The sequence below is a fragment of the Amycolatopsis sp. 505 genome (assembly GCF_031625235.1).
Taxonomy (GTDB): domain Bacteria; phylum Actinomycetota; class Actinomycetes; order Mycobacteriales; family Pseudonocardiaceae; genus Amycolatopsis.
On the sequence record NZ_JACKQP010000002.1, the window covers coordinates 778235 to 803958 of the forward strand.

The 25724-nt window shown below is 71.2% G+C and carries 27 protein-coding genes; 14 read left to right on the forward strand and 13 right to left on the reverse strand.

Annotated elements, in window-relative coordinates:
* Window positions 1–30: 30 nt before the first annotated feature.
* Window positions 31–927, reverse strand: a complete 897-nt coding sequence (locus H5965_RS10740) for a hypothetical protein (protein ID WP_310969452.1) — start codon at window positions 925–927, stop codon at window positions 31–33.
* A 207-nt stretch (window positions 928–1134) separates the two neighbouring features.
* On the opposite strand from H5965_RS10740, the gene H5965_RS10745 reads away from it, so the two are divergent.
* Together H5965_RS10745 and H5965_RS10750 are read left to right on the forward strand one after the other, a co-directional pair.
* Complete coding sequence (locus H5965_RS10745; RefSeq protein ID WP_091319261.1) at window positions 1135–1329, forward strand: DUF3073 domain-containing protein; 195 nt, start codon at window positions 1135–1137, stop codon at window positions 1327–1329.
* Window positions 1330–1455: 126 nt separating this feature from the next.
* Window positions 1456–2310 carry a 3-hydroxybutyryl-CoA dehydrogenase gene (locus tag H5965_RS10750; protein ID WP_310969453.1) on the forward strand — a complete coding sequence of 285 codons (855 nt, stop codon included), beginning with the start codon at window positions 1456–1458 and terminating at the stop codon, window positions 2308–2310.
* Here the strand turns inward: H5965_RS10750 and H5965_RS10755 are convergent.
* The 4 genes from H5965_RS10755 to H5965_RS10770 all read right to left on the reverse strand — a co-directional run bounded on the left by H5965_RS10755 (window position 2301) and on the right by H5965_RS10770 (window position 6872).
* The gene (locus H5965_RS10755) at window positions 2301–3122 is read right to left on the reverse strand and encodes an ECF transporter S component (protein WP_310969454.1); all 822 of its coding nucleotides are present in this window, start codon (window positions 3120–3122) and stop codon (window positions 2301–2303) included. The two genes, H5965_RS10750 and H5965_RS10755, sit on opposite strands and share 10 nt — an antisense overlap.
* 462 nt (window positions 3123–3584) lie before the next feature.
* Window positions 3585–5195, reverse strand: coding sequence for an ATP-binding cassette domain-containing protein (locus H5965_RS10760; protein WP_310969455.1), 1611 nt, complete (start codon window positions 5193–5195; stop codon window positions 3585–3587).
* The gene (locus H5965_RS10765; RefSeq protein ID WP_310969456.1) at window positions 5192–6259 is read right to left on the reverse strand and encodes a CbiQ family ECF transporter T component; all 1068 of its coding nucleotides are present in this window, start codon (window positions 6257–6259) and stop codon (window positions 5192–5194) included. Before H5965_RS10765 ends, H5965_RS10760 begins: the two co-directional genes overlap by 4 nt.
* The gene (locus H5965_RS10770) at window positions 6249–6872 is read right to left on the reverse strand and encodes a hypothetical protein (RefSeq protein WP_310969457.1); all 624 of its coding nucleotides are present in this window, start codon (window positions 6870–6872) and stop codon (window positions 6249–6251) included. Before H5965_RS10770 ends, H5965_RS10765 begins: the two co-directional genes overlap by 11 nt.
* A gap of 77 nt (window positions 6873–6949) precedes the next feature.
* Between H5965_RS10770 and H5965_RS10775 the strand changes: the two genes are divergently transcribed.
* From H5965_RS10775 to H5965_RS10785, 3 genes are all read left to right on the forward strand, one after another.
* The gene (locus H5965_RS10775) at window positions 6950–7858 is read left to right on the forward strand and encodes a Gfo/Idh/MocA family oxidoreductase (RefSeq protein ID WP_310969458.1); all 909 of its coding nucleotides are present in this window, start codon (window positions 6950–6952) and stop codon (window positions 7856–7858) included.
* A gap of 268 nt (window positions 7859–8126) precedes the next feature.
* On the forward strand, window positions 8127–8783 hold the full coding sequence (locus tag H5965_RS10780; RefSeq protein ID WP_310969459.1) for a VanZ family protein: 657 nt from the start codon (window positions 8127–8129) through the stop codon (window positions 8781–8783).
* Window positions 8784–8959: 176 nt separating this feature from the next.
* Window positions 8960–9700, forward strand: coding sequence for a GNAT family N-acetyltransferase (locus tag H5965_RS10785; protein ID WP_310969460.1), 741 nt, complete (start codon window positions 8960–8962; stop codon window positions 9698–9700).
* Here H5965_RS10785 and arfB read toward each other — a convergent pair.
* The 6 genes from arfB to H5965_RS10815 all read right to left on the reverse strand — a co-directional run bounded on the left by arfB (window position 9697) and on the right by H5965_RS10815 (window position 14576).
* Entirely contained in the window at window positions 9697–10113 is a 417-nt protein-coding gene (gene arfB, locus H5965_RS10790) for an alternative ribosome rescue aminoacyl-tRNA hydrolase ArfB (RefSeq protein WP_310969689.1), read from the reverse strand. The genes H5965_RS10785 and arfB overlap by 4 nt on opposite strands.
* A 48-nt stretch (window positions 10114–10161) precedes the next feature.
* On the reverse strand, window positions 10162–11232 hold the full coding sequence (purM, locus tag H5965_RS10795) for a phosphoribosylformylglycinamidine cyclo-ligase (protein ID WP_310969461.1): 1071 nt from the start codon (window positions 11230–11232) through the stop codon (window positions 10162–10164).
* Window positions 11233–11260: 28 nt separating this feature from the next.
* Complete coding sequence (purF, locus tag H5965_RS10800; protein ID WP_310969462.1) at window positions 11261–12787, reverse strand: amidophosphoribosyltransferase; 1527 nt, start codon at window positions 12785–12787, stop codon at window positions 11261–11263.
* A 118-nt stretch (window positions 12788–12905) separates the two neighbouring features.
* Window positions 12906–13211 carry a hypothetical protein gene (locus tag H5965_RS10805; RefSeq protein WP_310969463.1) on the reverse strand — a complete coding sequence of 102 codons (306 nt, stop codon included), beginning with the start codon at window positions 13209–13211 and terminating at the stop codon, window positions 12906–12908.
* On the reverse strand, window positions 13198–13437 hold the full coding sequence (locus tag H5965_RS10810; RefSeq protein WP_310969464.1) for a DUF397 domain-containing protein: 240 nt from the start codon (window positions 13435–13437) through the stop codon (window positions 13198–13200). The genes H5965_RS10805 and H5965_RS10810 overlap by 14 nt, the downstream gene beginning before the upstream one ends.
* A gap of 260 nt (window positions 13438–13697) precedes the next feature.
* Window positions 13698–14576: a helix-turn-helix transcriptional regulator gene (locus H5965_RS10815; protein WP_310969465.1), complete on the reverse strand. Its 879-nt coding sequence runs from the start codon at window positions 14574–14576 to the stop codon at window positions 13698–13700.
* A gap of 200 nt (window positions 14577–14776) precedes the next feature.
* Between H5965_RS10815 and H5965_RS10820 the strand changes: the two genes are divergently transcribed.
* Window positions 14777–15574, forward strand: a complete 798-nt coding sequence (locus tag H5965_RS10820; RefSeq protein WP_310969466.1) for an SAM-dependent methyltransferase — start codon at window positions 14777–14779, stop codon at window positions 15572–15574.
* A 25-nt stretch (window positions 15575–15599) separates the two neighbouring features.
* Here H5965_RS10820 and H5965_RS10825 read toward each other — a convergent pair whose 3' ends face one another.
* Window positions 15600–15980: a sterol carrier family protein gene (locus H5965_RS10825; RefSeq protein ID WP_176174130.1), complete on the reverse strand. Its 381-nt coding sequence runs from the start codon at window positions 15978–15980 to the stop codon at window positions 15600–15602.
* 56 nt (window positions 15981–16036) lie between these two features.
* Between H5965_RS10825 and H5965_RS10830 the strand changes: the two genes are divergently transcribed.
* The 8 genes from H5965_RS10830 (at window position 16037) to H5965_RS10865 (ending at window position 23150) form a co-directional block, all read left to right on the forward strand.
* A complete protein-coding gene (locus H5965_RS10830; protein ID WP_310969467.1) occupies window positions 16037–16741 on the forward strand; it encodes a type VII secretion system-associated protein in 705 nt (234 codons plus the stop codon).
* A 104-nt stretch (window positions 16742–16845) separates the two neighbouring features.
* The gene (locus tag H5965_RS10835; protein WP_310969468.1) at window positions 16846–17646 is read left to right on the forward strand and encodes a lysozyme; all 801 of its coding nucleotides are present in this window, start codon (window positions 16846–16848) and stop codon (window positions 17644–17646) included.
* A gap of 193 nt (window positions 17647–17839) precedes the next feature.
* Window positions 17840–18709: a lysozyme gene (locus H5965_RS10840; protein ID WP_310969469.1), complete on the forward strand. Its 870-nt coding sequence runs from the start codon at window positions 17840–17842 to the stop codon at window positions 18707–18709.
* 175 nt (window positions 18710–18884) lie between these two features.
* Window positions 18885–19796 (forward strand): hypothetical protein, encoded by a 912-nt coding sequence (locus tag H5965_RS10845; protein ID WP_310969470.1) that lies wholly within the window; start codon window positions 18885–18887, stop codon window positions 19794–19796.
* Between the two features lie 3 nt (window positions 19797–19799).
* A complete protein-coding gene (locus H5965_RS10850; protein ID WP_310969471.1) occupies window positions 19800–20876 on the forward strand; it encodes a pentapeptide repeat-containing protein in 1077 nt (358 codons plus the stop codon).
* A 143-nt stretch (window positions 20877–21019) separates the two neighbouring features.
* Window positions 21020–21448, forward strand: coding sequence for a hypothetical protein (locus tag H5965_RS10855; protein ID WP_310969472.1), 429 nt, complete (start codon window positions 21020–21022; stop codon window positions 21446–21448).
* 26 nt (window positions 21449–21474) lie between these two features.
* Entirely contained in the window at window positions 21475–22545 is a 1071-nt protein-coding gene (locus tag H5965_RS10860) for a sensor histidine kinase (RefSeq protein WP_310969473.1), read from the forward strand.
* A complete protein-coding gene (locus H5965_RS10865; protein ID WP_310969474.1) occupies window positions 22542–23150 on the forward strand; it encodes a response regulator transcription factor in 609 nt (202 codons plus the stop codon). The genes H5965_RS10860 and H5965_RS10865 overlap by 4 nt, the downstream gene beginning before the upstream one ends.
* 34 nt (window positions 23151–23184) lie before the next feature.
* Here H5965_RS10865 and purL read toward each other — a convergent pair whose 3' ends face one another.
* The gene (gene purL / locus H5965_RS10870; RefSeq protein ID WP_396136884.1) at window positions 23185–25491 is read right to left on the reverse strand and encodes a phosphoribosylformylglycinamidine synthase subunit PurL; all 2307 of its coding nucleotides are present in this window, start codon (window positions 25489–25491) and stop codon (window positions 23185–23187) included.
* Window positions 25492–25724 lie beyond the last annotated feature (233 nt).

Consider the following 25724-nt stretch of genomic DNA (forward strand, 5'->3'; position numbering starts at 1 on the left):
CGGCAGCCACCCGGGCCGGCCGGTTGTCCACTAGTTGGCGCGTTCGCGGGCGGCCACGTCGCCCCAGAACTCGCGCAAGTCCGAGAACAGCTCGGCCAGCTCTTCGACGTTGCCCGAGCGCAGGGCGTCCAAGATGTCGTGGACCTCGTCGGCCGTGTTGTCGGCCTCCAGGACCGGGTCGGTGAACAGCTGGACCAGGCCGCCGTAGTCGAGCTCGATCACGGAATCGTCGTGGAAGTTGTCCAGCCAGCGGCGCGTCTCGAACAGCACCCGGCCTGGCCCGGAGTCGCCGAACGTCTGCTCCAGCAGCTCGCCGGCCTCGCGGGCGCGGTGCTGGGCGTCGGCGAGGGTGGCCCGCCAAGACAGCTCTCGCTGGGGGTCGGCTCGGCCATTGCCGAGGACCAGCCGGCGCTCTTCCGGCTCGATCAGCACGAACCACGGCAGCGGCACCGTCCAGGTCGTCGACAACGTGTGCGCCGCCGACGTCGTCAGGTCCGCCATCGCCGACTTCGTCCGGGCGCGGATCGTCTCCTGGGTGAAGCCGCCTTCGTCGAGGACGACGTTCTTCAGCGCCGGGTGGGCGTCGCCGAGGAAGGTGACCAGGGCCGCCGCCGAGCGGGCTCGCAGCTCCAGCGGGCAGACCAGGGGCCCGTGCTCGGCTTTGCCTCCGGGCACTTCCGCGGGGTCGAGGACCAGGACGTCGGTCAGCAGGCTCGGCGCCGGGCGGCCGTCCGCGAGCTCGGCGGGCAGCAGCCGCCGCGGGGCGGCCACCTGTGACTTGAGCCACATGGCCTGCTCTCGCGCTCCCGCGTCCGTCCGCCGCAGTTTGGCCGCCGCGACTGCCGCACGCAGCCGTTCGTCCGGCGGATCGCCCAGGGCGAGCAGGGGTTCGTACACCCGCAGGTAAGCCACGAAGGGACGGAGCACGAGTAGATCGTGGCACGTCTACCTGCACCGATCGTCACCGACCGGCCGGTAACCGGTGTCCGGCGAACACTGTCGCGACCGGCACACCGTGCCACGTCGCATCGAACCCCCCGGACACGGTACGGTGTGAGCAGGAAAGAATTGTCGAGACGATGCGGGGCCGCCGATTCCCCCGGCCGCCCCGCCCCTGTGCGAGGGGGTCGAGCCATGGGGCGCGGCCGGGCTAAGGCCAAGCAGACGAAGGTGGCGCGTGAGCTCAAGTACAGCTCGCACGAGACCGACTTCGATGCTTTGCAGCGCGAGCTGTCGAGTAACTCCTCCAGTGACAACCACCACGAGGATTCTGCCGACAGCCGGTATGAAGACCCGTACGACGACGGGTACGACGAGTACCGTCGTTGAGCACGCGTAACCGCGCGAGGGCGTAGCCGGGCACCACCCGGCGACCGCCCTCGCGCGCTGCGTGCTGCCCACAATGCTGTCCAAACAGGGCAAGCGGGTCGGCGAAGCGGACGAAGGAGTGAGCCGGTGGTAAGTCGGGTTGGAGTCGTCGGGGCGGGCCTCATGGGGTCCGGCATCGCCGAGGTGCACGCGCGGTCCGGGTTGGACGTCGTGATCACCGAGGTGAACCAGCCGGCGCTCGACGCGGGCAAGGCGCGCATCGAGAAGTCGCTGCAGCGCGGCGTCAAGAGCGGCAAGCTCTCGGCCGAGGACGCCGACGCGGCCCTCGGCAGGCTCCGGTTCACGACGGACATCGCCGAGTTCGCCGACCGCGAACTGGTCATCGAGGCAATCCTCGAGCAGGAGCAGGCGAAGGTCGACGTCTTCCGCCAGCTGGACAAGATCGTCGAGGCCGAGGACGCGCTGTTCGCGTCCAACACGTCGTCGATCCCGATCATGAAGCTGGGCATGGCGACGAGCCGGCCGCAGCAGGTGGTCGGCATCCACTTCTTCAACCCGGTGCCGGTGCTGCCGCTGGTGGAGCTGGTGCCCTCGCTGCTGACCAGCGAGGAGACTGCCCGCCGCGCGGAGGAGCACGCGACGACGGCGCTGGGCAAGACCGTCATCCGCTCGCAGGACCGCGCCGGGTTCATCGTGAACTCGCTGCTGGTGCCGTACCTGCTCTCGGCGATCCGGATGATCGAGTCGGGCTTCGCCTCGGCCGAGGACATCGACCGCGGCATGGAGCTGGGCACGGCCCACCCGATGGGCCCGCTGCGCCTGTCCGACCTGATCGGACTGGACACGATCAAGGCCATCGCGGACTCGATGTATGCGGAGTTCAAGGAGCCGCTGTACTCGTCGCCGCCGCTGCTGCTGCGCATGGTGGACGCGGGCCTGCTCGGCAAGAAGACCGGCCGGGGCTTCTACTCCTACAACTGACCGCGGTCGAAGGTCACGGGCGCATCGAAGGCGGCCCGCCTGGCGGCGCGTCTCAGCACCGCCAGGACGGCCGGCCCGAGCAGCACGATGGCGACCGCGTTGGTGATCGCGCGGCCGGTGTCCCAGCCGAGGGTCGACGTCAGGACGGTGTAGGTCGCGAACCGGCGAAGGTTGTCGAGGAGCGGTGCACCGGGCACGAAGCCGAGCTGCGTGCTGTCCCCGGCGAGGAACGGCCACGACCACAGGCTCATCAGCATGCCGAAGAAATAGGCCGCGAAGACGCCGTAGCCGACGAGCACGGCGACCTCGGCCTTGCCCCGCGGTTTCCGCGGCAGCAGTCCGGCCCCGAGCCCGATCAGTGACGACGCCAGCATCTGGAACGGCAGCCACGGCCCGACCCCGGCGGTGAGCAGCGCGCTCGTGAAGAGTGACGTCGACCCGAGCACGAACCCGAACCCGGGCCCGAAGACGCGGCCGGCGAGCACGAGCAGGAAGAAGACCAGCTCGATGCCGCCGGTTCCGGCGCTGAGCGGCCGAAGCCCGGCGTTGACGGCCGAGAGCACGCCGAGGAGGGCGAGCGCTTTGGCGTCGATGCCGCCCCGGGACAGCTCGGCGAGCACGACGAGGATGAGCACCGGCAGGGTCGCCATGAAGACGAACGGGGCATCGGCGGTGTGCGCGGCCGCGGTCGGCTGGGGGTGGGCGAGCAGGGGCCAGCAGAACATGGCCACGCCGAGGAGGCTCGCGACGGTGAGGACCAGCGCGGGCCGCGGAGTCAGGCGGACTGTGCGGGTTTTGAGGAAGTCGGTCATGTCGGGGTCACCTCGGCCGGGCACGCGGTCGCACGGGCACGGCACAGCGGGCGCAGCCGGTCGGCGCGACCGGTCGGTGTGGCCGGTCGGCCGAAGCGGCGGTCGGGGCGGCCGATTGGTCCGGCCGATTGCCGCGGGCGGTCGGTGCAGCGGCCGATCGGTACGGCCGGTCGACGCGACCAGTCGGTGTGGCCGGTCGGTCGACGCGGCGGCCGGGGCGGCCGATTGGTCCGGCCGATTGCCGCGGGCGGTCGGTGCAGCGGCCGATCGGTACGGCCGGTCGGCACAACCCGTCGGTCCGGCCGATTGCCGCGGCCGGTCGGTGCAGCGGCCGGTCGGTGCGGCCAGCGCAGGCGCGCGTGAGGCCTGCCAGGGGCGGCCGAACCGGGGCCACCGGCGGCAGCCGCTTCTTCCCTTGGGCCCCGCCCCCGCCCCCCGCCCCCTCCCCGCCCCTCCGCTTGGTCATGCCAGTGCCTCGGCTACCTCGTCGACCGTCAGCCAGCGCTCGGGGGCCAGGATCTTGGCCACCTGCGGGGCGAACGCTGGCGAGGCGACCACCACCTCCTTCGTGGGGCCGTCCGCTACCAGCTCGCCCTCGGCCATGACCGCCACTCGGGTGGCCACCGTCGCCACGAACTCGACGTCGTGGGTGGCCAGCACTATCGCGTGGCCCTGCGAGGCCAGCTCTCGCAGGGCCGCCGCGAAGCGCCTTTTTGCGTGGTAGTCGAGGCCGCGGGTCGGCTCGTCGAGCAGCACCAGCGGTGGGGCCGACGCCAGCTGGATCGCCAGCACCAACGCCAGTCGCTGCCCTTCCGAGAGGTCGCCGGGGTGCGCTTCACCGGCGACTCCGGGAGCCAGCCTGTCCAGCAGGCCCCGGGCCGTTCCCGCCGGCACCTCCGACTCGGTGTCCGCCTGTGCGCACTCGGCGTCCACCGAATCGAGGTACAGCAGATCGGCCGGGGTCTGCGGGACCAGGCCGACGCGCTGACGGGCCACTCGTGGCTTGAGCGACGCCGGGTCCGTGCCACCGACGTCGACCTTCCCCGCCGACCTCGGGCCACTGCCCTGCACCGCCCAGAAAAGCGACGACTTGCCGGAGCCGTTGCGTCCCATCAGCGCGACCACCTCTCCCGGTCCGACACGCAGGCTCACCCCGCGTACCGCCAGGACATCTCCGTATCGGACCACCACCCCTCTCACGTCCAGTGCCGAACCGGTCACCGAGAGGCTACGACCCACCACCGACAATTTTTGAACTCGCCCTGAGAGACGAGCGCGCAGCGGCCCCGCGACCCGCCGCGCGTCCCGGACCGACAGCGGCAGCGGTGACCAGCCCGCCAGCCGCCCCAGCTCGGCGATCGGGGGTGCGATCGGCGACGTCGCCAGGATCTCGGCCGGCGGTCCCGACCGGACCGAGCCGTCGCCCGGGAGGTACAGCAGCCGGTCCGCGTACTGGGCCACCCGCTCCATCCGGTGCTCCGCCACGATCACCGTCGTCCCCAGGTCGTGCACCAGGCGCGTGATCGCCGCGAGGACGTCCTCGGCCGCCGTCGGGTCCAGGGCCGACGTCGGCTCGTCCAGCACGACCACCGACGGGTGAGCCGTCAGAACCGAGCCGATCGCGACCCGCTGCTGCTGGCCGCCCGACAGTGTCCGAAGTGGACGGTTACGCAGGTCCGCGATGCCCAGCAGGTCCAGGGTTTCCTCGACGCGCTTGCGCATGACGTCCGGCGGCACCGCCAGCTGCTCCATCGCGTACGCGAGTTCCTCCTCGACGGTGTCCGTCACGAACCCGGAGAGGGGGTCCTGCCCGACGACGCCGACGACCGAGGCCAGCTCCCGGGGCGGGTGACGGGCCGTGTCGAAACCGCCGACGACGACCCGGCCGGACAGGCGGCCGCCGGTGAAGTGCGGGACGAGCCCGTTGATCGCGCCGAGGAACGTCGACTTCCCCGCGCCCGTCGGGCCCGCGACCAGGCACAACTCGCCCTCTTCGATCTGCAGCGACACGTCGGACAGCACCGGCCGCGCGGCGTCCGGGTAGGTCACCGTGACCCGTGAGAACTCGATCATCGGACGACCTCCCGAACCGGGGGTGCGACGACCGCCGGCAGCACCGCGACCAGCACGGACACCGCGTGCACCCAGGACACCTCCGGCCAGCGCAGCGGGCTGAGCGAAGGGAACAACCGGCCCGGGTCGATCCGGGCCGTCGCGAACAGCAGCACGCACGCCCCGACGCCGGACGCGACGACCAGCGTCTCCGGCCAGCGCCACGGGTCCGGCCGGTACGCCGTCCGCCGCACCCGGCGGCCGCCGAGGACGAAGCCGACGACCGCTACGACCAGCCCGGTCACCAGCAGCGGCACCCCGAGCCAGGACGGCGACGTCCCGTCCAGCACGCCGTAGACGCCGACGCACACACCCAGCAGCCCGGCGAGGACGCAGACAGCGATCAGCACCCGCAGGCGGGAACTGAGGTACGCCCGGCGGCCGTAGCCCCGGGAGTCCATCGCGGCCGCCAGCCGCAGGGACCGGTCCATCGCGTCCTCCAGCACCGGCACCACGATGCCCTTGACCGCCCGCAGCCCGCGACTCCGCCCCGCCCGCAGCCTGCGAGCCCGCCGCACGCGCTGCACGCTCTCGACGAGCTGCGGGGCGACCGTCAACGCCACCGTCACCGCCGTCCCGACCTCGTACAGCGCACCCGGAACCGCCTTGAGCAGGCGTTTCGGGTTGGCCAGGGCGTTGGCCGCGCCGATGCAGACGACCATCGTCGCCAGCCGCAGGCCGTCGTAGAAGCCGCCGAGCAGCTCCTCCGCCGACGTCGGCCCGAACAGGGACAGCCCGGCGGCGAGCGGGATCCGCGGCAGCGTGAACAGCACGTGCCCGCCGTCGTCGCCGCCGCCGATCAGGATCCGGAACAGCACGCGGGTGGCGACGATCAGTGCGCCGACGTACACGTACAGCCGGAACGCCAGCGCCCAGGGCGCGTCCGACCGCCGGTTCGCCACGACGAACCCGGCGATGGCGATGATCAGGCCGAGCAGCAGCGGGTTCGTCGTCCGGCTGGCGGCGACGGCCAGCGCGAGCGCCCACGCCCACCACGCGCCGGGGTGCAGCGCCCTACTGCGCACGCCGGCGCCGGGCGACGACGATCCCGGCGCCGCCGACCAGCACGATCACGACGGCCCCGAGCACCAGGCCCCACGGGAACGAACCACCGTCGGAGGCAGCGGGAGCGGGCGCTGGAGTGGCCACCTGGCGGATCGGCGCCACCCGCGGCGGCGACGGCAGGTCGTTCGCCGACTTCGGCCGCGCGAACGCCCAGCCCTCGAACCCGTTCGGGGTGGGCTTCGCCGTCTGGGCGCCTTCCTGGCTCGACGTCCAGGTGCCCCCGGCCGAGGCGTGCCAGTAGCTCCAGTACGCCGTCGCCGAAGGCATCCCGGCGCAGGACTCGACGTCGGGGCCGGGCTTGCCGTTGATCCGGCAGGCCACCGCGAGGCCGTACTTCTGCGAACCGGCCACCTCGATCCCGGCCTCCTGCAGGGCGGCGATGCCGTTCGCCGGCGTCCCGGCGGCGCAGCGGATCAGCGGCTGCGGACCGAGGTCGCCGAAGTCGACGACCACCGTCACGCCGCCGCCGTCCGGGCAAGCCCCGTCGGTCCCCGCCGCCGAAGCGGGCGCGGCACCCACGAAGGCGGCCCCGAACAGCAGAGCGCAGACAACGGCGAAGCGGGAGGCGATCATGCAGGCACTTTAACCAGGCCGGGGCCCGCCGCAGGTGCGGTTCCCGAGCGACGCGGGACACACCTAGACTGCGGGCCGTGGGACAGCTCATCGCGGACGGACAGCTGCGCGTCGGCCTGATCGGCGCCGGCCCGTGGGCGACGACGATCCACGCACCCGGACTGGCGGATCATCCGGGCACGGCGCTGACCGCGGTCTGGGCTCGGCGGCCGGAGGCGGCGCAAACGCTTGCGGAGACGCACTGCGCGGCCACCGCCGGCAGCGTCGAGGAGCTGTTCGAGCAGGTGGACGCGGTCGCGTTCGCCGTGCCGCCGTCGATCCAGGCCGAACTGGGCGTCCGCGCGGCCGAGGCCGGGAAGCACCTGATCCTCGAGAAGCCGATCGCCGCGGACCTCGACGGCGCGCGCCGGCTGGCCGACGCGGTCGCGAGCGCGGGTGTGGCCGCGCTCGTCGTGCTGACCTTGCGCTACTCCGCGCAGACGCAGGAGTGGCTCGCCGGCCTTGCCCAGGCGGGCGGCTGGGCGGGCGGCGGCGCGCGCTGGCTCTCCGGCTCATTGCTCGGCGGCCAGTACGCCACCTCCGAATGGCGGCAGGACGACGGCGGCGCGCTGTTCGACATCGGCCCGCACGCCCTCGACATGCTGGACGCCGCGCTCGGCCCGATCACCGAGGTGGTCGCGGCCCGGCAGAGCCCCGGCGACCTGTGGCACCTCATGCTGGCGCACGAAGGCGGCGTGATCAGCACGGCCACCCTCTCGCTGCGGCTGCCGGTGCAGCCGACCGTCGTCGAGGTCGCGGTCTGGGGCCAGCACGGATACCGGACGCTGGGCCGCAAACCGGGCTCGGCGCAGGAGTCCTACACCGCTCTGCTCGACGATTTCGCCGCGATGATCGCGAGCGGCACGACCACGCACCCCTGCGACGTCCGCCGCGGGCTGCACCTGCAGGCGCTGCTCGAGCAGGCGCGCACCCTCGCCGCGCAGTAGTACACAGGGCGGTTTCACGCCGTTTCGTTGCACCGCAACGCTTTCACACTTGTCCCCCGAATTCATCCACAGGGTTGTCCACAGCATCCACTGTGGACAGTGTGCCCCCTGACCGAACCACGGTTGAACAAACGCCGCCACCGGAAAGATCACCGAATAGTGCGGTCCGCTCGGAATGCCGAGTCGATCTTGTGATGCGAAGGTGATCTTGCAAGGGGTCGTTCGTATTGCGCACTGAAGGTCTTGAGGGGTTCGAGAAGGGAGGCGCATGGGAGCTCTGCTGCGCGCCTTCTGGGGGATGATTCCGATTTCGGCCATCGCGCTGCCGTACGCGCTGCTCGGCTGGCCACTGCTCGCGGCGAGGCGCCGCCGGAGAATGGCCGCTCGCCGCGCGAGCGCGACGGCCGCCGTCGACTGCGCGGTCTTCCTCGTCGTCTTCCTGGTGTTTTGCCTGGTCACGATGCCTGTCGGCGGTTCCGGCGAAAGCACGCTGGACCTCGTGCCGGGCGCCGACATCGCCGCTGCATTCAGCAGCGACGGATCACTCTGGCAGGTGATCGGCAACGTCCTGCTGCTCGGCCCGCTCGGCGCGCTGCTCCCGCTGCGGATCCGCCGGCTGCGGGCCCTGCTCCGGATCGCGCTGGCCGCGTTGATCGCGTCCGTGCTGGTGGAAGGTACGCAATATCTGATCCACACCGGGCGGGTGACCTCGGCCGACGACGTCCTCCTCAACACGGCGGGCGCGACGCTGGGGGCGGCACTGAGCCGCCGCGGCTGGCGGGCGCTGGACGCGGCCCCGCCGGTGCCGGTGGCGATCCCGCGGCCACGCCGCACGATCTGCCCAGCGCCGACGCTCACGCTGCGGGTGCCGAGGTCGGTGTGGGACACGCGCTACGCCGCCATCGCGCACCCGGAACGTCAGTAAACCGGTTGCCGGCCGTGCGACCATGGCCGCGAAGAGCCACTTCGACTTCAAGGAATGACTGCCTATGCCTGGCGCCGTCTCCGGCGTCGGCCCTCGCTAGGCCCGACGCCCAGCGACCAGCCCGCAGGCCCGTGACGAGGGCCGCGGTTCCTTGACGTGCTTTTCGAAAGGCTCCCATGATCCAGGCTTATGTCCGCGCGACCGCGCCCCGCGGCCGCGAAACCGAGCAGGTCGGCCCGTTCCTCGCCACCTACTCACCGGGCACCCCGCACCCGATGCTCAACTACGCGATCCCGGACGACGGCGCGCAGCCGACGGCGGCCGAGATCGACGCGCTGACCGCCGCCTACCGGCGGCGGGACCTGCTCCCGCGGCTGGAGTACTTCACCGACGTCGCTCCCGACCTGGAGAAACTGCTGGTCGAGGCGGGGTACGAGCTCGAACGGCGGGTGCCGTTGATGACGTGCGCGCCGGCCGAGCGGGTCGACCGGCCGGCTCCGGCGGGGATCCGGCTGCGCGTGCCGGAGTCCGATGAGGACCTCCGGCGGATGCGGGCCGCGCAGAACACCGCGTTCGGCGAACCCGCGGAGATCGGCGACGAAGAGGTCGAACAGCTGAAGACCGGTCTCGAAGCCGGCGTGCGGCACCTGCTCGCGGAAGACGACGGCGTGGTCGTCGGCGGCGGGCTGGCGCTCGAAATCGTCGACGGCACCACCGAGATCGCCGGGATCGCCGTGCTCGAGCCGTACCGCGGCCGCGGGATCGCGGCCGCGCTCACCGGGCACCTCACCCGCGAGGTGCACGAGGCCGGCGCGCACACGGCGTTCCTCACCCCCGGTGACCTGGGGATCGGTGTCGTCTACGCCCGCGTCGGCTACCGGCCGGCGGGCGAGTGCGTGCACCTGTCGCTGACCTAGTCGTCGAAGCGGCCCGAGCGGCCTTTCTTCACGTCGCTCCGGCGCTTCTTCGACGCCAGGCGGCGTTCCTTCGAACCGCGGGACGGCTTCGTGGGGCGCCGCTTGGCGGGCGGCGGGGCCGACGCGTCCATCAGCAGGTTCGCCAGCCGGCCTCGCGCGGCTTCGCGGTTCTGCAGCTGGGAGCGGTGTTCGCTGGCGGCGATCGTCAGGACGCCGTCGACCAGCCGCGAACCCAGGCCGGTCAGGACCCGGTCACGCAGGTGCTCCGGGATCGACGGCGAAGCAGCGACGTCGAAGGACAGCTCCACGCGCGAGTCCGTGGTGTTGACGCCCTGCCCGCCCGGGCCGGACGACCGCGAAAAGCGCTCGCTCAACTCGGCTCCCGGGATCGTGAACCGGGAGCCGACCACCACGTCTTCGGCTGCCACCCCTCAAGTGTGACAGCCGCGAGCAAGGGCGTTTCAGAACCGCGGGTGGTCACCCGAGAGGACCGCGCGCGGGCCGTCGACGTCGTCGGCGGGCTGGACGTCGCCGAGCACCCACGCCGGGACGTGCCGCGCGGTCAGCATGGCCAGCGCCCGGTCGACGTCCTCGGCGCCGACGATCGCGACCATGCCGACGCCCATATTGAACGTCTTCTCCAGCTCGGCGCGCTCGACCTTGCCGCGCTGGCCGATCAGCGCGAACACCGGCGCCGGGTTCCAGGTGCCGCGGTCGAGCCGGGCGACCAGGCCGCGCGGCATGACGCGGGCGAGGTTGGCCTCCAGGCCGCCGCCGGTGATGTGCGCGAACGTCCGGACCTCGGTTTCGGCGGCGAGCGCCAGGCAGTCCTTCGCGTAGATCCGCGTCGGCTCCAGCATCTCCTCGCCGAGGGTGCGGCCGAACTCCTCGACGTGCCCGTCGAGCGGCATCCGCGCGATGTCCAGCAGCACGTGCCGGGCCAGCGAGTAGCCGTTGGAGTGCAGGCCGGACGAGCCGAGCGCCAGCACGACGTCACCGGGGCGGACCTTCTCCGGCGACAGCAGCTGCGACGCCTCGACCACGCCGACGCCGGTGGCCGACATGTCGTAGTCGTGCTCGCCCATCAAGCCCGGGTGCTCGGCCGTCTCGCCGCCGAGCAGCGCGCAGCCGGCCCGGACACAGCCCTCGGCGATGCCGCCGACCAGCGCGGCGATCTTCTCCGGGTGCACCTTGCCGACGGCGATGTAGTCCTGCAGGAACAGCGGCTCGGCGCCGGTCACGACCAGGTCGTCGACCACCATGGCGACCAGGTCGATGCCGACCGTGTCGTGCTTGTCGAGCGCCTGCGCGACCGCGATCTTCGTGCCGACGCCGTCGGTCGAGGACGCGAGCACCGGCTCCTTCCACTTGTCGAGCTTCAGGGAGAAGAGCCCGGCGAAGCCGCCGACGCCGCCCATGACCTCGGGCCGCGTCGCGCGCTCGGCGTGCGGCTTGAGCAGCTCGACGGCTTCGTCGCCGGCCTCGATGCTGACGCCGGCGGCGGCGTACGTGGCGCTCGTGGACTCGCTCACGGTGGACGGACTCCCTACTGGAAGGAACTCAGGGACGCCGGACGGCGTCTTCGGCACCGTACCCGGCGGGACTGACGGGGGTCGCCGCGCCATTGACCGCGTCCAGGCTTTCAAGCAGGTGCTTTCCGATCAGCGCGTCCTCGGGCAGCGGGATCGGGTACTCGCCCGAGAAGCACGCCGTGCACAGCCGCGACTTCGGCTGTTCCGCCGCCGCGACCAGGCCGTCCAGGGAAATGTAGCCCAGGGAGTCGGCCCCGATCGAGCGCCGGATGCCGTCGAGGTCGACGCCGTTCGCGACCAGCTCGGCCCGCGACGCGAAGTCGATGCCGTAGAAGCACGGCCAGCGCACGGGCGGTGACGCGATCCGGACGTGCACCTCGAGCGCGCCGGCCTCCCGCAGCATGCGGACGAGCGCGCGCTGGGTGTTGCCGCGGACGATCGAGTCGTCCACCACGACCAGGCGCTTGCCGCGGATGACGTCCCGCAGCGGGTTCAGCTTGAGCCGGATGCCCAGCTGGCGGATGGTCTGCGACGGCTGGATGAACGTGCGCCCGACGTAGGCGTTCTTCACCAGGCCGGTGCCGTAGGGGATGCCCGAGCCCTGCGCGTAGCCGATCGCGGCCGGGGTGCCGGACTCCGGCACCGGCATCACGAGGTCGGCTTCGACCGGCTGCTCGCTGGCCAGCCGGCGGCCGATCTCGACGCGGGTGGCGTGCACGCCGCGGCCGGCGATCGTGGTGTCTGGGCGGGCGAGGTAGACGTACTCGAAGACGCAGCCCTTGGGGTCCGGGTTCGCGAACCGGGACGAGCGCAGGCCCGCGGCGTCGATCGCGATCAGCTCGCCGGGCTCGACCTCGCGGACGAAGGACGCGCCGACGATGTCGAGGCCCGCCGTCTCGCTCGAGACGACCCAGCCGCGTTCGAGCCGGCCGAGCACCAGCGGGTGCACGCCGTGCGGGTCACGCGCGGCGTACAGCGTGTTTTCGTCGGAGAACACCAGGCAGAAGGCGCCCTTGAGGGTGGGCAGCAGCTCCATGGCCGCGGCCTCGATGCCCTTGTCGGCGGCGTTCGCGGCGAGCAGGCCGCAGATCAGGTCCGAGTCGCTCGACGAGCCGGTCAGGCCCGCGTGCGGCTTGAGGCCCGCTTCGATGGTGCGTTCGCGCAGCTCGGCCGTGTTGACCAGGTTGCCGTTGTGCGCGAAGGAGAGGCCGCTGCCGGTCTCGGTGGTGCGGAAGATCGGCTGGGCGTTCTCCCAGATGGTCGCGCCGGTGGTCGAGTACCGGCAGTGACCGACGGCGATGTGCCCCTGCAGCGACTGCAGGATCTGCTCGTCGAACACCTGGCTGACCAGGCCGAGGTCCTTGAAGACCACGATCTGCGAGCCGTCGGAGACGGAGATGCCGGCGGCCTCCTGGCCCCGGTGCTGCAGGGCGTAGAGGCCGTAGTAGGTCAGCTTCGCGACTTCTTCCCCGGGAGCCCAGACGCCGAAGACGCCACACTCCTCACGGGGTTCCGGTTCGGGCTGGTCGGACACGAGCTGCGGGTCGGAAACCACCGAGGAGCTCCTGGGAAGACGTGGTCAGGCCGATTTCAGTGTAAACGGTGCGGACATGCGTCAGGCCCCGGCCGACGTGGTTCTGACCACTTCGGACGGGGCCTGCAAGCCTGAACGTCTAGCACGCATCCGGCAGCGAAAGGATCTCCGTCAGCACCTGCGCACCTTCTCCGCGGCGGCGCCACAGCCACCGCTCCGGCTCGAAGATGTTCTCTTCGGAGCCGGGCATCCTGGTCGCCACGACGTCGTCCTCGGCGTTGAGCCGGACCACGTCCACCACGTCGTCGTGCACCCGCACGCCGACGACGGCGAGGACCTCGCCGAGCTCGTCGGCGGGGTGGACGAACTGGTAGCCGCGGGCCACCAGTTCCTGCAGTCCGGTCTCGATGTCGAAGACGGTGGCGACGGCCTCAGCCGAGGACATCGTCGAATTCACCGTCCTTCGCACCCGCGAGGAACGCCGCCATCTCGGCTCGCGTGTAGACGAGCGCCGGGCCGGTCGGGAACCGCGAGTTGCGCATCGCGATCTCCCCGTTGGACAGCGGCGCGACCTCCACGCAGTTGCCGTAGGCACCGCTGTAGCTCGCCTTCCGCCACTGGGCACCGGACAGCCGATCGGCCGGGATGCCGTTCTCGAATCGCTCAGCCATGTTCCCACCTCTCGATGCGGAAAACTCTGGGGGCAATGCAGATGCATGTGCATTTGCCCGCGTATCGGAGGCTAGCACGTGTGCCTGCAACGGTAAATGCACGTGCAGAATTTCTTGCAAAGTTCTCGGACGGTAAAGAACTGCGCGGCCCCGGTTAACCTATCGGGTGATAGACACCTTCTCGTTTGGCCTAATAACTACCGGCAGTCACCGATCACCGGGACATGACGGCGCCCCGGATCGGGCGTGGGCCAGGGTTTCTAGATCTCCTGCCGGCGCTTGCCGAGCATCGACCGGCTGCGCTCCGGCGTCTCCGCGTCGACCGCCAGCATGTCCAGCGCGCGGCTGTACTTTTCGATCTCTTCGCGCTTCTCGATGTAGTGCGCGCCGGTCATGTACTCGACGTAGGCGATGTTCGGCAGTTCCGGTTCACCGAACCGCAGCAGCGAAAACGCGTGTTCCGCGGACAGGCCGCTGCGCGAGTACGGCAGGATCTGGATCGACACGTGGGGCAGCGCGCTCATCTCGAGCAGGTATTCGATCTGCTGCTTGAGGACCTTCATCCCGCCGATCGGGCGGTGGAGCACGGACTCGTCGAGCACCATCCACACGCGCGGCGCGTCCGGCCTGCTGAACATCTTCTGCCGCCGCATCCGGAGCGCGACCAGCTGGTCGACCCGCTCGTCGGCCATCTCCGAACGGCCGTGGCTGAAGATCGCCCGCGCGTACGGCTCGATCTGGAGCAGGCCCGACACGTAGAGCGGCTCCCAGATCTGGATTCGCGCCGCGGCTTCTTCGAGGCCGACGAGGTCGGTGAACCAGTTCGGCATGGTGTCGCCGAAGCGCCGCCACCAGCCCGGCTCGTTCGACTGCTTGACCATGTCGAGGAACGCCCGGCGTTCGTTCGGGTCCTCGACGCCGTACATCGTCAGCAGGTCCGTGACGTCGCGTTCCTTGAACCCGACGCGGCCCAGCTCGAGCCGGCTGATCTTCGACTCGGACCCGCGGATGTTGTAACCGGCCTGCTGACGGGTGATGCCGGCCTCTTCACGGAGCCGGCGCAACTGCGACCCGAGGATCATGCGGCGTGCCGTCGGGCCGATGTTCTGTTCACCTGCGGACGCGTTCACCGCGTTCATTCCCGGCCCTTCCGCGCTCACGTCACCAGGGGGTCCTAGCCCGACTACCGAAAGTACACGTTGGGCCGTCCTGCGCAAAGAGGTGACCCGGTTTACCGCATGCGTGTGGAGTCCTACTCTACGTAGAGTACGAGACTTTCGACACAGAACTTGCGAGGTTCAACATGCCCGACGCCGCGACCCGGACCGAACGAGTTCCCGTGGGGGTCGACCCGACCCGAGCGAGCATCGCGCGCGTGTACGACGCCTTCCTGCTCGGGAAGGACAACTACGAGATCGACCGCGAGGTCCTGCACAAGGTGCAGAAGGCCGCTCCCGAGGCGCAGGACCTCGCGTTCGAAAACCGGGGCTTCCTGATCCGCGCCTGCCGCTTCCTCGCCAGCCAGACCGGCATCACCCAGTTCCTCGACTGCGGCTCCGGCCTGCCGACCGCCGAGAACACCCACCAGGTGGTCCAGCGGATCAACCCGGAGATCAAGGTCGTCTACGTCGACAACGACCCGGTCGTGCTGGCCCACGGCCGCGCCCTGCTCGAAGAGAACGAGAACACCCACTTCGTCGCCGAGGACATCTTCGAGCCGCAGCGGATCCTCGAGCACGAGGTCGTCCGGCAGCACATCGACTTCTCGCAGCCGGTCGCGTTCCTCCAGCTGGGCACGCTGCACCACTTCAACGGGCCCGCGGAACGGCCGGCGGAGATCATGAAGGAGTACGTCGACGCGCTGCCGTCGGGCTCCTTCGTCGCGCTCTCGCACTTCTTCGACCCCGAGGACGAGGACTCCGCGACCGCCCGCCGGATGGAGGACTTCTTCCTGCACAGCCCGATGGGCTCGGGCACCTTCCGGAAGCAGAAGGAGATCGAGGACCTGTTCCCGGGTCTCGAAATGGTGCCCCCGGGCGTGGTCCGCTGCGCCGACTGGTGGCCGGACGGCCCGCGGCTCAAGGACCTCAACGTGGCCCAGCGGACCATCGCCGGCGGCGTCGGCCGCAAGCCGTAGGACAGCCTCCGGTCCCCACCGGTTGTCAGACGCGCAGCAGCGGGAGCCAGTGCGACAGATCGGCCCGGGTGCCCGACGCGGACACCCGGCCGTCGGCCACGGCCGTGGTCCAGTCCAGTCGCCCGGTGGCCAGCTCGAGCCACGTGCGCGGGTCCGTCTCGATCACGTTCGGCGGGGTGCCCCGCGTGTGCCGCGGTCCTTCCACGCACTGCACCGCGGCGAACGGCGGCACCCGCACCTCGACCGTCCGGCCCGGTGCGTCGGCCGCCAGCGCACGCAGGGACAGGCGCACCGCCGCGGCCAGCTCCGGGCGCGCCGGATCGGGCGCATCGCCCTGCAGCCACGGGGAAATCGCCAGCACCGCCGCACGTAACTGTCCGGGGTCGACCGAACGCGAAGAGGCCATGGGCAAACAGTAGAGTGGCGCACCAAGACCTGGCAGGCACACCCGAGAACGTGGGGATGACGATGGCGCAGCGGGACGAGGCGGATCGGATGGTTTCGCAGCAGCCCACCGGAAGCGGAGCCGATCGCCCCGGCAGGCACGGCAAGCACAACCGGGCCGCCCGGCGCGAGGGCCAGCAGGCGCGGCGCACCGGCAAGCACGGCACGCCCGAAATCACCGCGGAGATGCGCTCGAACGCCCGCGCCAACCCCAACAGCTGGCTCTACGTCATCGACGAAGCCTTCGACCCGAACGGCCCGGTGCCGTCGTGGGCGGTCGTCGGCGCGTACCCGGTGAACGGCGCCGGCGACGTCGTCGCCGACTTCCACCCCAACGACCGCTACCGGCCCTCGCCCAAGGCGCTCGGGTTCCCGAACCCGGCCAACGACCTCGAGCACCTGCTGCAGCTCGTCCGCACCGAGCACCGCCCGCCGTCGGACCTGCCGAAGGTCGTCCTCGACGCGACGCTGTTCGTCTACGCGATGTCGCCGGTGCAGCGGACCGTGATCGGCTTCCACAACGCCGACGGCCGGGTGATGGTGCCGGCCTACACCCGCAAGTCGCTGGTGCCGCGCGAGTGGCCGCACGCGCGGGCCGTGGTCGGCCGCGACATCGTCGACCTGCTCGGCGGGCACCCGGTCGCGATCAACCCGCACGACCTCATCACGGCCGTCGTGCCGGCCGAGCACCTGCTGAAGGCCATCGCGGACGAGCGCCGCTGACCTGCGGGTCCAACCCCATCGAGTGATCATCGACTCGCCGATCCGGCGGCGCCGGTGCATCGTGAGACTGAAGAAGTCTGACGAGATCGGTGGGGAGCAAGAGGGTGAAAAGACGTTCGCTGCCCTTCGCCGCCGCCCTCGCGTCCGTCCTGCTCGTGGCCGGGCAGGCGCCGGCGAAGGCCGCCGACCCGTACGCCGGCGCGGAGGACCACTACGCGGGTTCGCAGATCGCCGCGGTCGAGGGCGTCGGTGAAGGGCCCGACGTGCTGTACGGCGGGGAAGACCAGGTGCTCGGGCACGACGTCAGCGGGCACCAGGGGCCGGTCGACTGGCCCGGCGCGGCGGGGTCGGGCGCCAAGTTCGTCTACGTCAAGGCGACCGAGGGCACCGGGTTCGTGAACCCGCAGTTCGCCCAGCAGTACAACGGCTCCTACCAAGCGGGCCTGATCCGCGGTGCCTACCACTTCGCGCGGCCGGACATCTCCGACGGCGCGTCGCAAGCGCGGTACTTCCTGGCCCACGGCGGCGGCTGGTCGAAGGACGGCAAGACATTGCCCGGCGCGCTCGACGCGGAGTACAACCCGTACGGCGAAACGTGTTACGGCAAGGACGCCGCGGGCATGGTCGCCTGGATCCGGGCCTTCTCGGACACCTACCTGGCGGCGACCGGCCGCCACCCGACGATCTACACGTCGACGAGCTGGTGGAAGCGGTGCACCGCGAACAACGGCGGGTTCGGCGCCAACCCGCTCTGGATCGCGCGCTACAACAGCTTCATCGGCGAGCTGCCGTCCGGCTGGAGCATCCACACGATCTGGCAGTTCGCCGACCGCGGCACCCTGCCGGGCGACCAGAACTGGTTCAACGGCTCGGCGGACCGCCTGCTGGCCCTGGCGCTGGGCTGAACGGCGCAACCGTCCAATAATAGGTGTTAACTCGCCACCAATTAACGATCTTCTTCCCGGGAAAATCACCCACACGTATACCCAATTTCACGGAAGTGAGTGACAAACGCCACTTCGTCCCTAACAATCGTGCTCGGGCGGCTACCTGCAAGTAGGCCGCCCATCGCGAGGGTTTCCGTGAAGGGATTCAACGATGTCCACCTCCCGAAGAGGGCGGCTGTTCGCTGCCCTGGTCGTCCCGGCCGCGCTGCTCCTGCTCGGCAGCACGGCGCAGGCGACGACCTTTTCCCCCGAAGTCGACCCCGTGGCCGCGATCAACGCGGACATCGCGCAGAACAACCACGCACTGGGGTCGCAGATCCGGCGCGTCGAAGGCGACTCCTCGACCCCCGACTCGCAGAAGGCGGCCCAGCAGCCGCAGCCCGGCCAGGCCATCCCCGGCCAGGTGCTGGCCACCGTGGCCGGCATGGACGTCGCCAGCTACCAGGGCAACGTCGACTGGGCGAACTGGTGGAACCAGGGCAAGCGGTTCGTCTGGACCAAAGCCACGGAGAGCACCAGCTACACCAACCCGTACTTCGCCCAGCAGTACAACGGCTCCTACAACCAGGGCTTCATCCGCGGCGCCTACCACTTCGCCACGCCGAACACCTCGAGCGGCGCGGCGCAGGCCCGGTACTTCGTCGCCCACGGCGGCGGCTGGTCCAAGGACGGCAAGACGCTGCCCGGCGCGCTGGACATGGAGTACAACCCGTACGGCGCGACCTGCTACGGGCTGAGCAAGGCGGGGATGACGTCGTGGATCCTCGACTTCCACGACACCTACCACTCGCTGACCGGCCGGTACCCGGTGATCTACACGTCGCAGAGCTGGTGGAGCAGCTGCGTGAGCGGTGACTTCTCCAGCACGGCCCCGCTGTGGGTCGCGCGGTACGCGTCGTCGGTCGGCACCCTGCCCTACAACTGGGGCTTCTACACCGTCTGGCAGTACACCTCGAGCCCGCTCGACCAGGACACCTTCAACGGTGCCTACGACCGGCTCCAGGCACTGGCCAACGGCTGACCCACCCCGCCCCGGCTCCCGGATCGTGACGGTTTCGCGCCGCACGGACCGGGAGCCGGTTCCATGCCGTACCGTCCGAGCTTGCAGAATGCTGCAGCCACGTCCTGGGGGAACCGCACGCCGCCGTCGGACGTCGGAAGCGCACGAACACCCAGCGCCCGGAAGGCATGGACAGATGACCTACCCGCCTCAGCCGGGCCAGCCCGGCCAGCCCGACCCGTACGGCCAGCCGAACCCCTACGGCCAGCAGCCCCCGTCCGGCGGCTTCCCGCAGCAGGGCGGGTGGGACCCCAACCAGCAGCAACAGCCGTACCCGACGCAGCAGTACCCGCAGGGCTGGGACCCGAACCAGCAGCAGGGCTACCCCTCGGGCGGCTTCCCGGCCAATCCGCAGCCGGCGTGGGGTGACCCGTACGCGCAGCAGCAAGGGCAGCAGTCGGCGTGGGCCGACCCGAACGCGCAGCAGTACGGCCAGCAGGCCTGGGACCCGAACGCGGCCGGCCAGGTGTCCGGCTGGGACCCGGCGACCGGCGGCTACACGCAGGGCTTCGGCGGGCCGCCCGCGCCGCCGAAGAAGAGCAAGACCGGGATGTGGATCGCCATCGGCTCCGCCGTGGTCGTCGTCCTCGCCCTGGTCGGCATCACCGGCTTCGTCGCGCCCGGCTTCTTCCTCTCGAAGGACGACACGAACACGGCCGCGGCCCCGTCGTCGAGCACGTCGGCCAAGCCGTCCACGCCGAAGCCGACGTCCAAGAAGCCGACGACCTCGAAGACGCCGTCCGGCAGCGAAGGGGGCGGCGCGGACGCCAAGGTCGTGCTGCAGGGCTTCATCGACAAGCTGAACGCGGGCGACAACGCCGGCGCCGTCGCGCTGGGCTGCGCCGACTCGAAGCAGCTGCTCAGCTCGTGGCTCGAGACGTTCCTCAAGCCGCCGCTGCAGCTGCAGCTCGGTGACGTGCCCGCCGACAAGTACCTGGTCGAGGGCGAGGTCACCGGGACGTCCGCCGGCAAGCCGGTCAAGGGCACGCTGAGCGCGACGAACTTCGACAAAAAGGGCTTCTGCGTCAGCACGATGCTGGTGTCCTGAGGCGTGAAGCTGTGGCGATCGCCGCTGGCGTGGACGTTCTTCGCGTCGGTGGTGCTGCTGCTCGGGGTCGGCGGCTGGCTGCTGACCGACCCCGCCACCAGCCGCAGTGACGCGCTGAAGACGGGCGGCCTGGCGGGCGGCGCGATCGTGGCGCTGTACGCGCTGTGGCTCAACGACCGCCGTCGCCGGGTCGAGGAGCGGCGGCAGGACATCGAGCGGCAGCGGCACGAACTCGAGGCGCAGCGGGCGGAACAGGACCGCGAGCGCGTCGCGGACGAGCGGTTCGCGAAGGCGGTCGAGCTGCTCGGGCACGCGGCCGACCAGGTGCGGGTGGGGGCACTGCACGCGCTGGCGGGGCTGGCGCGGAGCCGGCCGGGCTACACGCAGACGGTGCTGGACGTGCTGTGCTCGTATCTGCGGCGGCCGTTCACCTACCCCCGGGAATCCTCCGACGGAGAGCCGGATCCCGAGCTGGAGCGCGAACTGACGGTCCGGCTCACGGCGCAGCGGCTGGTCTCCGACCTGCTCCCGGCGCGCGACGACGACGCCCCGGCCTACGACCTCGACCTGACCGGTGCCCGGCTGGAGTACCTCGACCTGTCGGGCAAGCTGATCGGTGGTCTGCTGCTGCGGTACGCGTCGCTGCACAACAGCACGAACTTCAGCGGCTGCCGCTTCAAGGGCCGGGTCTACCTCACCGCCGCGGGCACCGTGTCCGGTCGCCAGGTGGGCTACTTCCGTTGCCGCGGCGCGGTTTTCGAACGCCACGCGTGGTTCAGCGGGACGAAGTTCGCCGAGGACGTGGACTTCACCGGCACGACTTTCGCCGGCCCGGCGAACTTCAAGGACGCGAAGTTCGCGAAGGACGCGGGGTTCTCCGGCGTCGTCGTCGCGGACTCGCTGGACCTGCGGCGGACCTCGTTCGACGGGCAGACCGACCTGCGGTTCGCGTCGCTGCCCGATTCGGTTTCGCTGTACAACACGCTGGTGCGGGCCGAGAAAGACGTGCAGCTGCCCGAGGCGTGGACGCAGGAGGAACTGCGCGACGGGGACGCGCGGATCGTCGCCAAGGTGGGCTGAGCAGCCCCCGGTTTCGACGCTAGCGGAGGGGACCGACAGTTCTGCGTCGGCGCGGCTGGATGTCCGGCTTCTGACAGATGTCACGACGAGCCGGTGGACAACGTCGCTACCAGCGGAAACGCCGATCGGCCAGCATTTCGGGCATGACGAAGCAGACCAGCCCGACCGTGACCGTGACCGACTCCGACGCCCGCGAGAAGCTGCACATCGCCAAGGTGCTGCTCGGCGGCTACGCGGCCGTGAGCCTCCTGACCTTCCTGGCGATCGTGGTGTTCAGCGGCGATCCCGACGTCGTCACCGACGCCGTTTGGGTGCGCGGCTCGATCCTCGCCGTCGCCGCGCCGATCACCTTCGCGCTCGGCGTTTCCATGGCCAAGGGCTCGCGCGGCAACTACCGCCGGGTGCGGATCATCACCGTGGCCCAGGTGGTGGCCATCCTGGTGATCGAGGCCATCCCCGGCTCCTTCCCCGCCTGGTTCAAGATCGCGAACGGGGTGTGCCTGGCGCTGCTGATCATCGTCGCCCTGCTGACCGTCGCCCGGGCCGTGCGCGCCACTTTCGCGGCCGAGTGAACACCGGCGGCGGTACCGTCACCGGCGTGGACGACCTGCGGGGCCTGGACGAGCGGCGCCGGCTGCTGCTCTCCCTGGGCATGCTCTGCTACCCCTTCCTGGCGGCCGCGGGCCTCACCCAGTACACGCGCGGCGCCGGCCTGGTCGCCGGCTACCTGCTGCTGGCCGGCATCTCCGCTTGCTACCTGGCCATCGTGGTCGCCGCGATGCGCTCGGCGTGGCGGGTCTACTGGTGGCTGCTGGCGGCGATGACGGTGCTGTCCGTGCTGGTCGCGCCACTGGCCCACGAGTACGCGTTGATCCTGGTCGCGGTGATCGTGCCGTCGGCCGCGACGCGCGTCGACGTCCGGAAGGCGGCGGCGCTGGTGGTCCTGGGGGCCGCGGCGTGCGTGGTGGTGCCGCTGGTCGTGCCCGGCTGGAACACCGGGCCGAGCTGGTACTACGCGGTGGCCGTCGTGTTCACCACGCTGCTGGTCCACGCCTTCAGCCGCACCGCCACGGCGAACCAGCAGCTGCGCGAGGCCCGGGCCGAGGTGGCCCGGCTGGCGTCCGAGGCCGAGCGCAACCGGATCGCCCGCGACCTGCACGACCTGCTCGGCCACTCGCTCACCGCCATCACCGTGAAGAGCACCCTGGCCCGGCGGCTGGCCGTCGGCGCCCCGCCCGCGGCACTGGCCGAGATGGAATCGGTGGAGCAGCTGTCCCGGCAGGCGCTGGCCGACGTGCGAGCGGCGGTGTCCGGGTACCGGGACGTCACGCTCGCGGGTGAACTCGCCCGGGGCCGGGAGCTGCTGCGGGCGGCGGGGGTGGTCGCCGACCTGCCCACCGCCCACGACGACGTGCCGCAGGAGCGGCAGGAACTGTTCGGCTGGGTGGTCCGGGAAGGGTTGACGAACGTGGTGCGACACGCACGCGCGGGCCGGTGCACGGTGGAGCTGACCGCGTCCTCGGTGGAGGTGCGCGACGACGGGACCGGCGGCCCGGCCGGCTCCGGCTCCGGGCTGGACGGCCTGCGCGCCCGGGTGGCCGCGGCCGGTGGCGTGCTGACCGCCGGGCCGGCGCAGCCGCACGGCTGGTCCCTGCGGGTGGAGGCATGACGATCCGGTTGCTGCTCGCCGACGACCAGGAGCTGATCCGGCAGGCCCTGCGCGCGCTGCTCGACCTGGAACCGGACTTCGAGGTGGTGGCCTCGGTCGGCCGCGGCGACGAGGTGACGGCCTCGGCGCTGGAGCACCGCCCGGACGTGGCGCTGCTGGACATCGACATGCCCGGGCTGGACGGTCTCGCGGCGGCGGCCGTGCTCACCGCGCAGGTGCCCGGGTGCCGCGTGGTCATCCTGACCACCTTCGGCCGCACCGGCTACCTGCGCCGGGCCATGGAGGCGGGCGCCGTCGGGTTCGTCGTGAAGGACGCCCCGGCCGACACGCTCGCCGACGCCGTCCGGCGGGTGGTGGCCGGCGAGCGGGTGGTGGACCCGGCGCTGGCCGCGGCCACGCTGGCGGCGGGCGAGTCGCCGCTCACCGCGCGCGAACGCGACGTGCTGATCGCGGCCCGCTCCGGCGCGACCGTGGCCGAGATCGCGGCCCGGCTCTACCTCGCCGAGGGCACCGTGCGGAACTACCTGTCCGGGGCCACGACGAAGACCGGCACCCGCAACCGGATGGAGGCGCTGCGGGTGGCCGACGAGCGCGGCTGGCTGTAGCCCCGGCCCAGCGGGACCGGGCCGGGGCCCGGCGTCAGTCGAACAGGGCCGGGAGCGTGCGCTCCCAGGCCTCCCGCAGCTCGTCGAGCGTGAACTCCGTGATGCCCTGCAGCTCCAGCGTGCCCGACTCCGGGTCGACCACGCCGGTCTTGCGCCACGGGAGGCCGCGCGCGGTGCACATCTCGGTGAAGCGGAGCTCCTCCGTCCGCGGGACGGCCACGAGCACGCGGCCCGCCGACTCGGAGAACAGCTGCACGAACGGGTCCTGGCCGTCGTCGAGGAACACCCGGGCGCCGCACTGTCCGATGAGGACGGTCTCGACCAGGGTCTGGATCAGGCCGCCGTCCGAAAGGTCGTGCGCCGCCGAGATCATGCCGTCGCGGGAGCCCGCGACCAGGATCTCGCCCAGCAGCTTCTCGCGGGCCAGGTCGACCTTCGGCGGGACACCGCCGAGGTGGCCGTGCAGCTCGCGGGCCCACGCCGAGCCGTCCAGCTCGTCGTGCGTTTCGCCCAGCAGCAGCAGGGTTTCGCCCGCCTCCGCACCGATGCCGGTCGGGATGCGGCGGGTGACGTCGTCGATCACGCCGAGGACGCCGATCACCGGCGTCGGCAGGATCGCCGTCGACCCGGTCTGGTTGAAGAAGCTGACGTTGCCGCCGGTGACCGGGATGCCGAGCTCGACGCAGCCGTCCGCGAGGCCGTGCACGGCCTGCTCGAACTGCCACATCACGCCCGGGTCGGTGGGGGCGCCGAAGTTCAGGCAGTCCGACACCGCGACCGGCGTCGCGCCGCCGGTGGCCACGTTGCGGTAGGCCTCCGCCAGTGCCAGCTGCGCGCCGCGGTACGGGTCGAGGTAGACGAACTTGCTGTTGCAGTCGGTCGCCACCGAGACGCCGCGGCCGGTCGACTCGTCGATCCGGATCATGCCCGAGTCCGACGGCTGCGCCAGCACGGAGTTCCCGCGCACGTACCGGTCGTACTGGGACGTCACCCATTCCTTCGACGCCTGGTTCGGCGCGGAGATGAGCTTGAGCACGTCCGCGCGCAGTTCGTCCGGAGTGGACGGACGCGGCAGCTTGGCGGAGGTGTCCGCGATCAGGGCGTCCTGAGTGGACGGTCGCTCGATCGGCCGGTCGTACACCGGGCCCTGGTGGGCGACCGTGTGCGCCGGGACGTCGACGACGACCTCGTCGTGCCAGGTGATGACCAGGTGCTCGCCGTCGGTGACCTCGCCGATGTCGGTGGCGATGACGTCCCACTTGCGGCAGACCGCCATGAACGCCTCGACGTTCTCCGGCGAGACGACCGCGCACATGCGCTCCTGCGACTCGCTGGAGAGCACCTCGGCGGGCGTCATCCCCTTGGCGCGCAACGGAACGCGGTCGAGGTAGATGTGCATGCCGCCGTCGCCGGCCGCGGCGAGCTCCGACGTCGCGCAGGACAGCCCGGCGCCGCCGAGGTCCTGGATGCCGACGACGAGCTTCTGGGCGAACAGCTCGAGGCAGCACTCGATGAGCACCTTCTCGGTGAACGGGTCGCCGACCTGGACGCTCGGCAGCTTCTTGCGGCCCGACGCCGACTCGTCACCCGAAAAGGTGTCACTCGCCAGGACGGAAACGCCGCCGATGCCGTCGAGGCCGGTGCGCGCGCCGAACAGGATGATCTTGTTGCCGGTGCCGGACGCGAAGGCGAGGTGCAGGTCCTCGACGCGCATCGCGCCGACGCAGAGGGCGTTCACCAGCGGGTTGCCCGAGTAGGACGGGTCGAAGACCAGCTCGCCGCCGATGTTCGGCAGGCCGAGGCAGTTGCCGTAGCCGCCGACGCCGGCGACCACGCCGGGCAGCACGCGCTTGGTGTCCGGGGCGTCGGCCGGGCCGAAGCGCAGCGCGTCGGCGACCGCGAGGGGTCGCGCGCCCATGGCCATGATGTCCCGCACGATGCCGCCGACACCGGTCGCGGCGCCCTGGTACGGCTCCACATAGGACGGGTGGTTGTGGCTCTCCACCTTGAAGGTGACGGCCCAGCCTTCGCCGATGTCGACGACGCCGGCGTTTTCGCCGATGCCGGCCAGCATCTTGGCCTTCATCTCGTCGGTGGCGGTCTCCCCGAAGTAGCGGAGGTGCTTCTTGGAGGACTTGTAGGAGCAGTGCTCGCTCCACATGACCGAGTACATCGCCAGCTCCGCGTCGGTGGGCCGGCGGCCGAGGATCTCCCGGATGCGGGCGTACTCGTCGTCGGCGAGGCCCAGTTCGCGGTAGGGCTGGGTGTGCTCCGGAGTCGCCCCGGCGCGCTCGGTGGTGTCAACGGTGCTGGTCACGGTGTCCGTGTCAGGGTTCGCCACGGCCGTCAGGATACGGGTCGCTCCCGGCCACCCCGGACGGTGGGCCGCCGAACCCGGCCCCCCTGCGGCGGGTGTGACCGGGGCGACATCGGGAGCCGGCCGGGGTGACTCGGCGGCGGGCGGGGCGGGGTCGGGTGGGGCGCCTCGACGCCGGGTGGAGCGGGCGCCTTCCTTGGGGACAACTCGGGGCGCGGCTCGGTCGCGCGACCGGAATTGTCGGTGTCCGCGAGTAA

Excerpts from the sequence above, each read along its gene's own strand:
- H5965_RS10745 (WP_091319261.1), top strand. The coding sequence starts at position 1,135 with ATGGGGCGCGGCCGGGCTAAGGCCAAGCAGACGAAGGTGGCGCGTGAG.
- H5965_RS10755 (WP_310969454.1), bottom strand. The coding sequence starts at position 3,122 with ATGACCGACTTCCTCAAAACCCGCACAGTCCGCCTGACTCCGCGGCCC.
- H5965_RS10760 (WP_310969455.1), bottom strand. The coding sequence starts at position 5,195 with ATGATCGAGTTCTCACGGGTCACGGTGACCTACCCGGACGCCGCGCGG.
- H5965_RS10770 (WP_310969457.1), bottom strand. The coding sequence starts at position 6,872 with ATGATCGCCTCCCGCTTCGCCGTTGTCTGCGCTCTGCTGTTCGGGGCC.
- H5965_RS10780 (WP_310969459.1), top strand. The coding sequence starts at position 8,127 with ATGGGAGCTCTGCTGCGCGCCTTCTGGGGGATGATTCCGATTTCGGCC.
- H5965_RS10785 (WP_310969460.1), top strand. The coding sequence starts at position 8,960 with ATGATCCAGGCTTATGTCCGCGCGACCGCGCCCCGCGGCCGCGAAACC.
- H5965_RS10805 (WP_310969463.1), bottom strand. The coding sequence starts at position 13,211 with ATGTCCTCGGCTGAGGCCGTCGCCACCGTCTTCGACATCGAGACCGGA.
- H5965_RS10810 (WP_310969464.1), bottom strand. The coding sequence starts at position 13,437 with ATGGCTGAGCGATTCGAGAACGGCATCCCGGCCGATCGGCTGTCCGGT.
- H5965_RS10815 (WP_310969465.1), bottom strand. The coding sequence starts at position 14,576 with ATGAACGCGGTGAACGCGTCCGCAGGTGAACAGAACATCGGCCCGACG.
- H5965_RS10825 (WP_176174130.1), bottom strand. The coding sequence starts at position 15,980 with ATGGCCTCTTCGCGTTCGGTCGACCCCGGACAGTTACGTGCGGCGGTG.
- H5965_RS10830 (WP_310969467.1), top strand. The coding sequence starts at position 16,037 with ATGACGATGGCGCAGCGGGACGAGGCGGATCGGATGGTTTCGCAGCAG.
- H5965_RS10840 (WP_310969469.1), top strand. The coding sequence starts at position 17,840 with ATGTCCACCTCCCGAAGAGGGCGGCTGTTCGCTGCCCTGGTCGTCCCG.
- H5965_RS10845 (WP_310969470.1), top strand. The coding sequence starts at position 18,885 with ATGACCTACCCGCCTCAGCCGGGCCAGCCCGGCCAGCCCGACCCGTAC.
- H5965_RS10855 (WP_310969472.1), top strand. The coding sequence starts at position 21,020 with ATGACGAAGCAGACCAGCCCGACCGTGACCGTGACCGACTCCGACGCC.
- H5965_RS10865 (WP_310969474.1), top strand. The coding sequence starts at position 22,542 with ATGACGATCCGGTTGCTGCTCGCCGACGACCAGGAGCTGATCCGGCAG.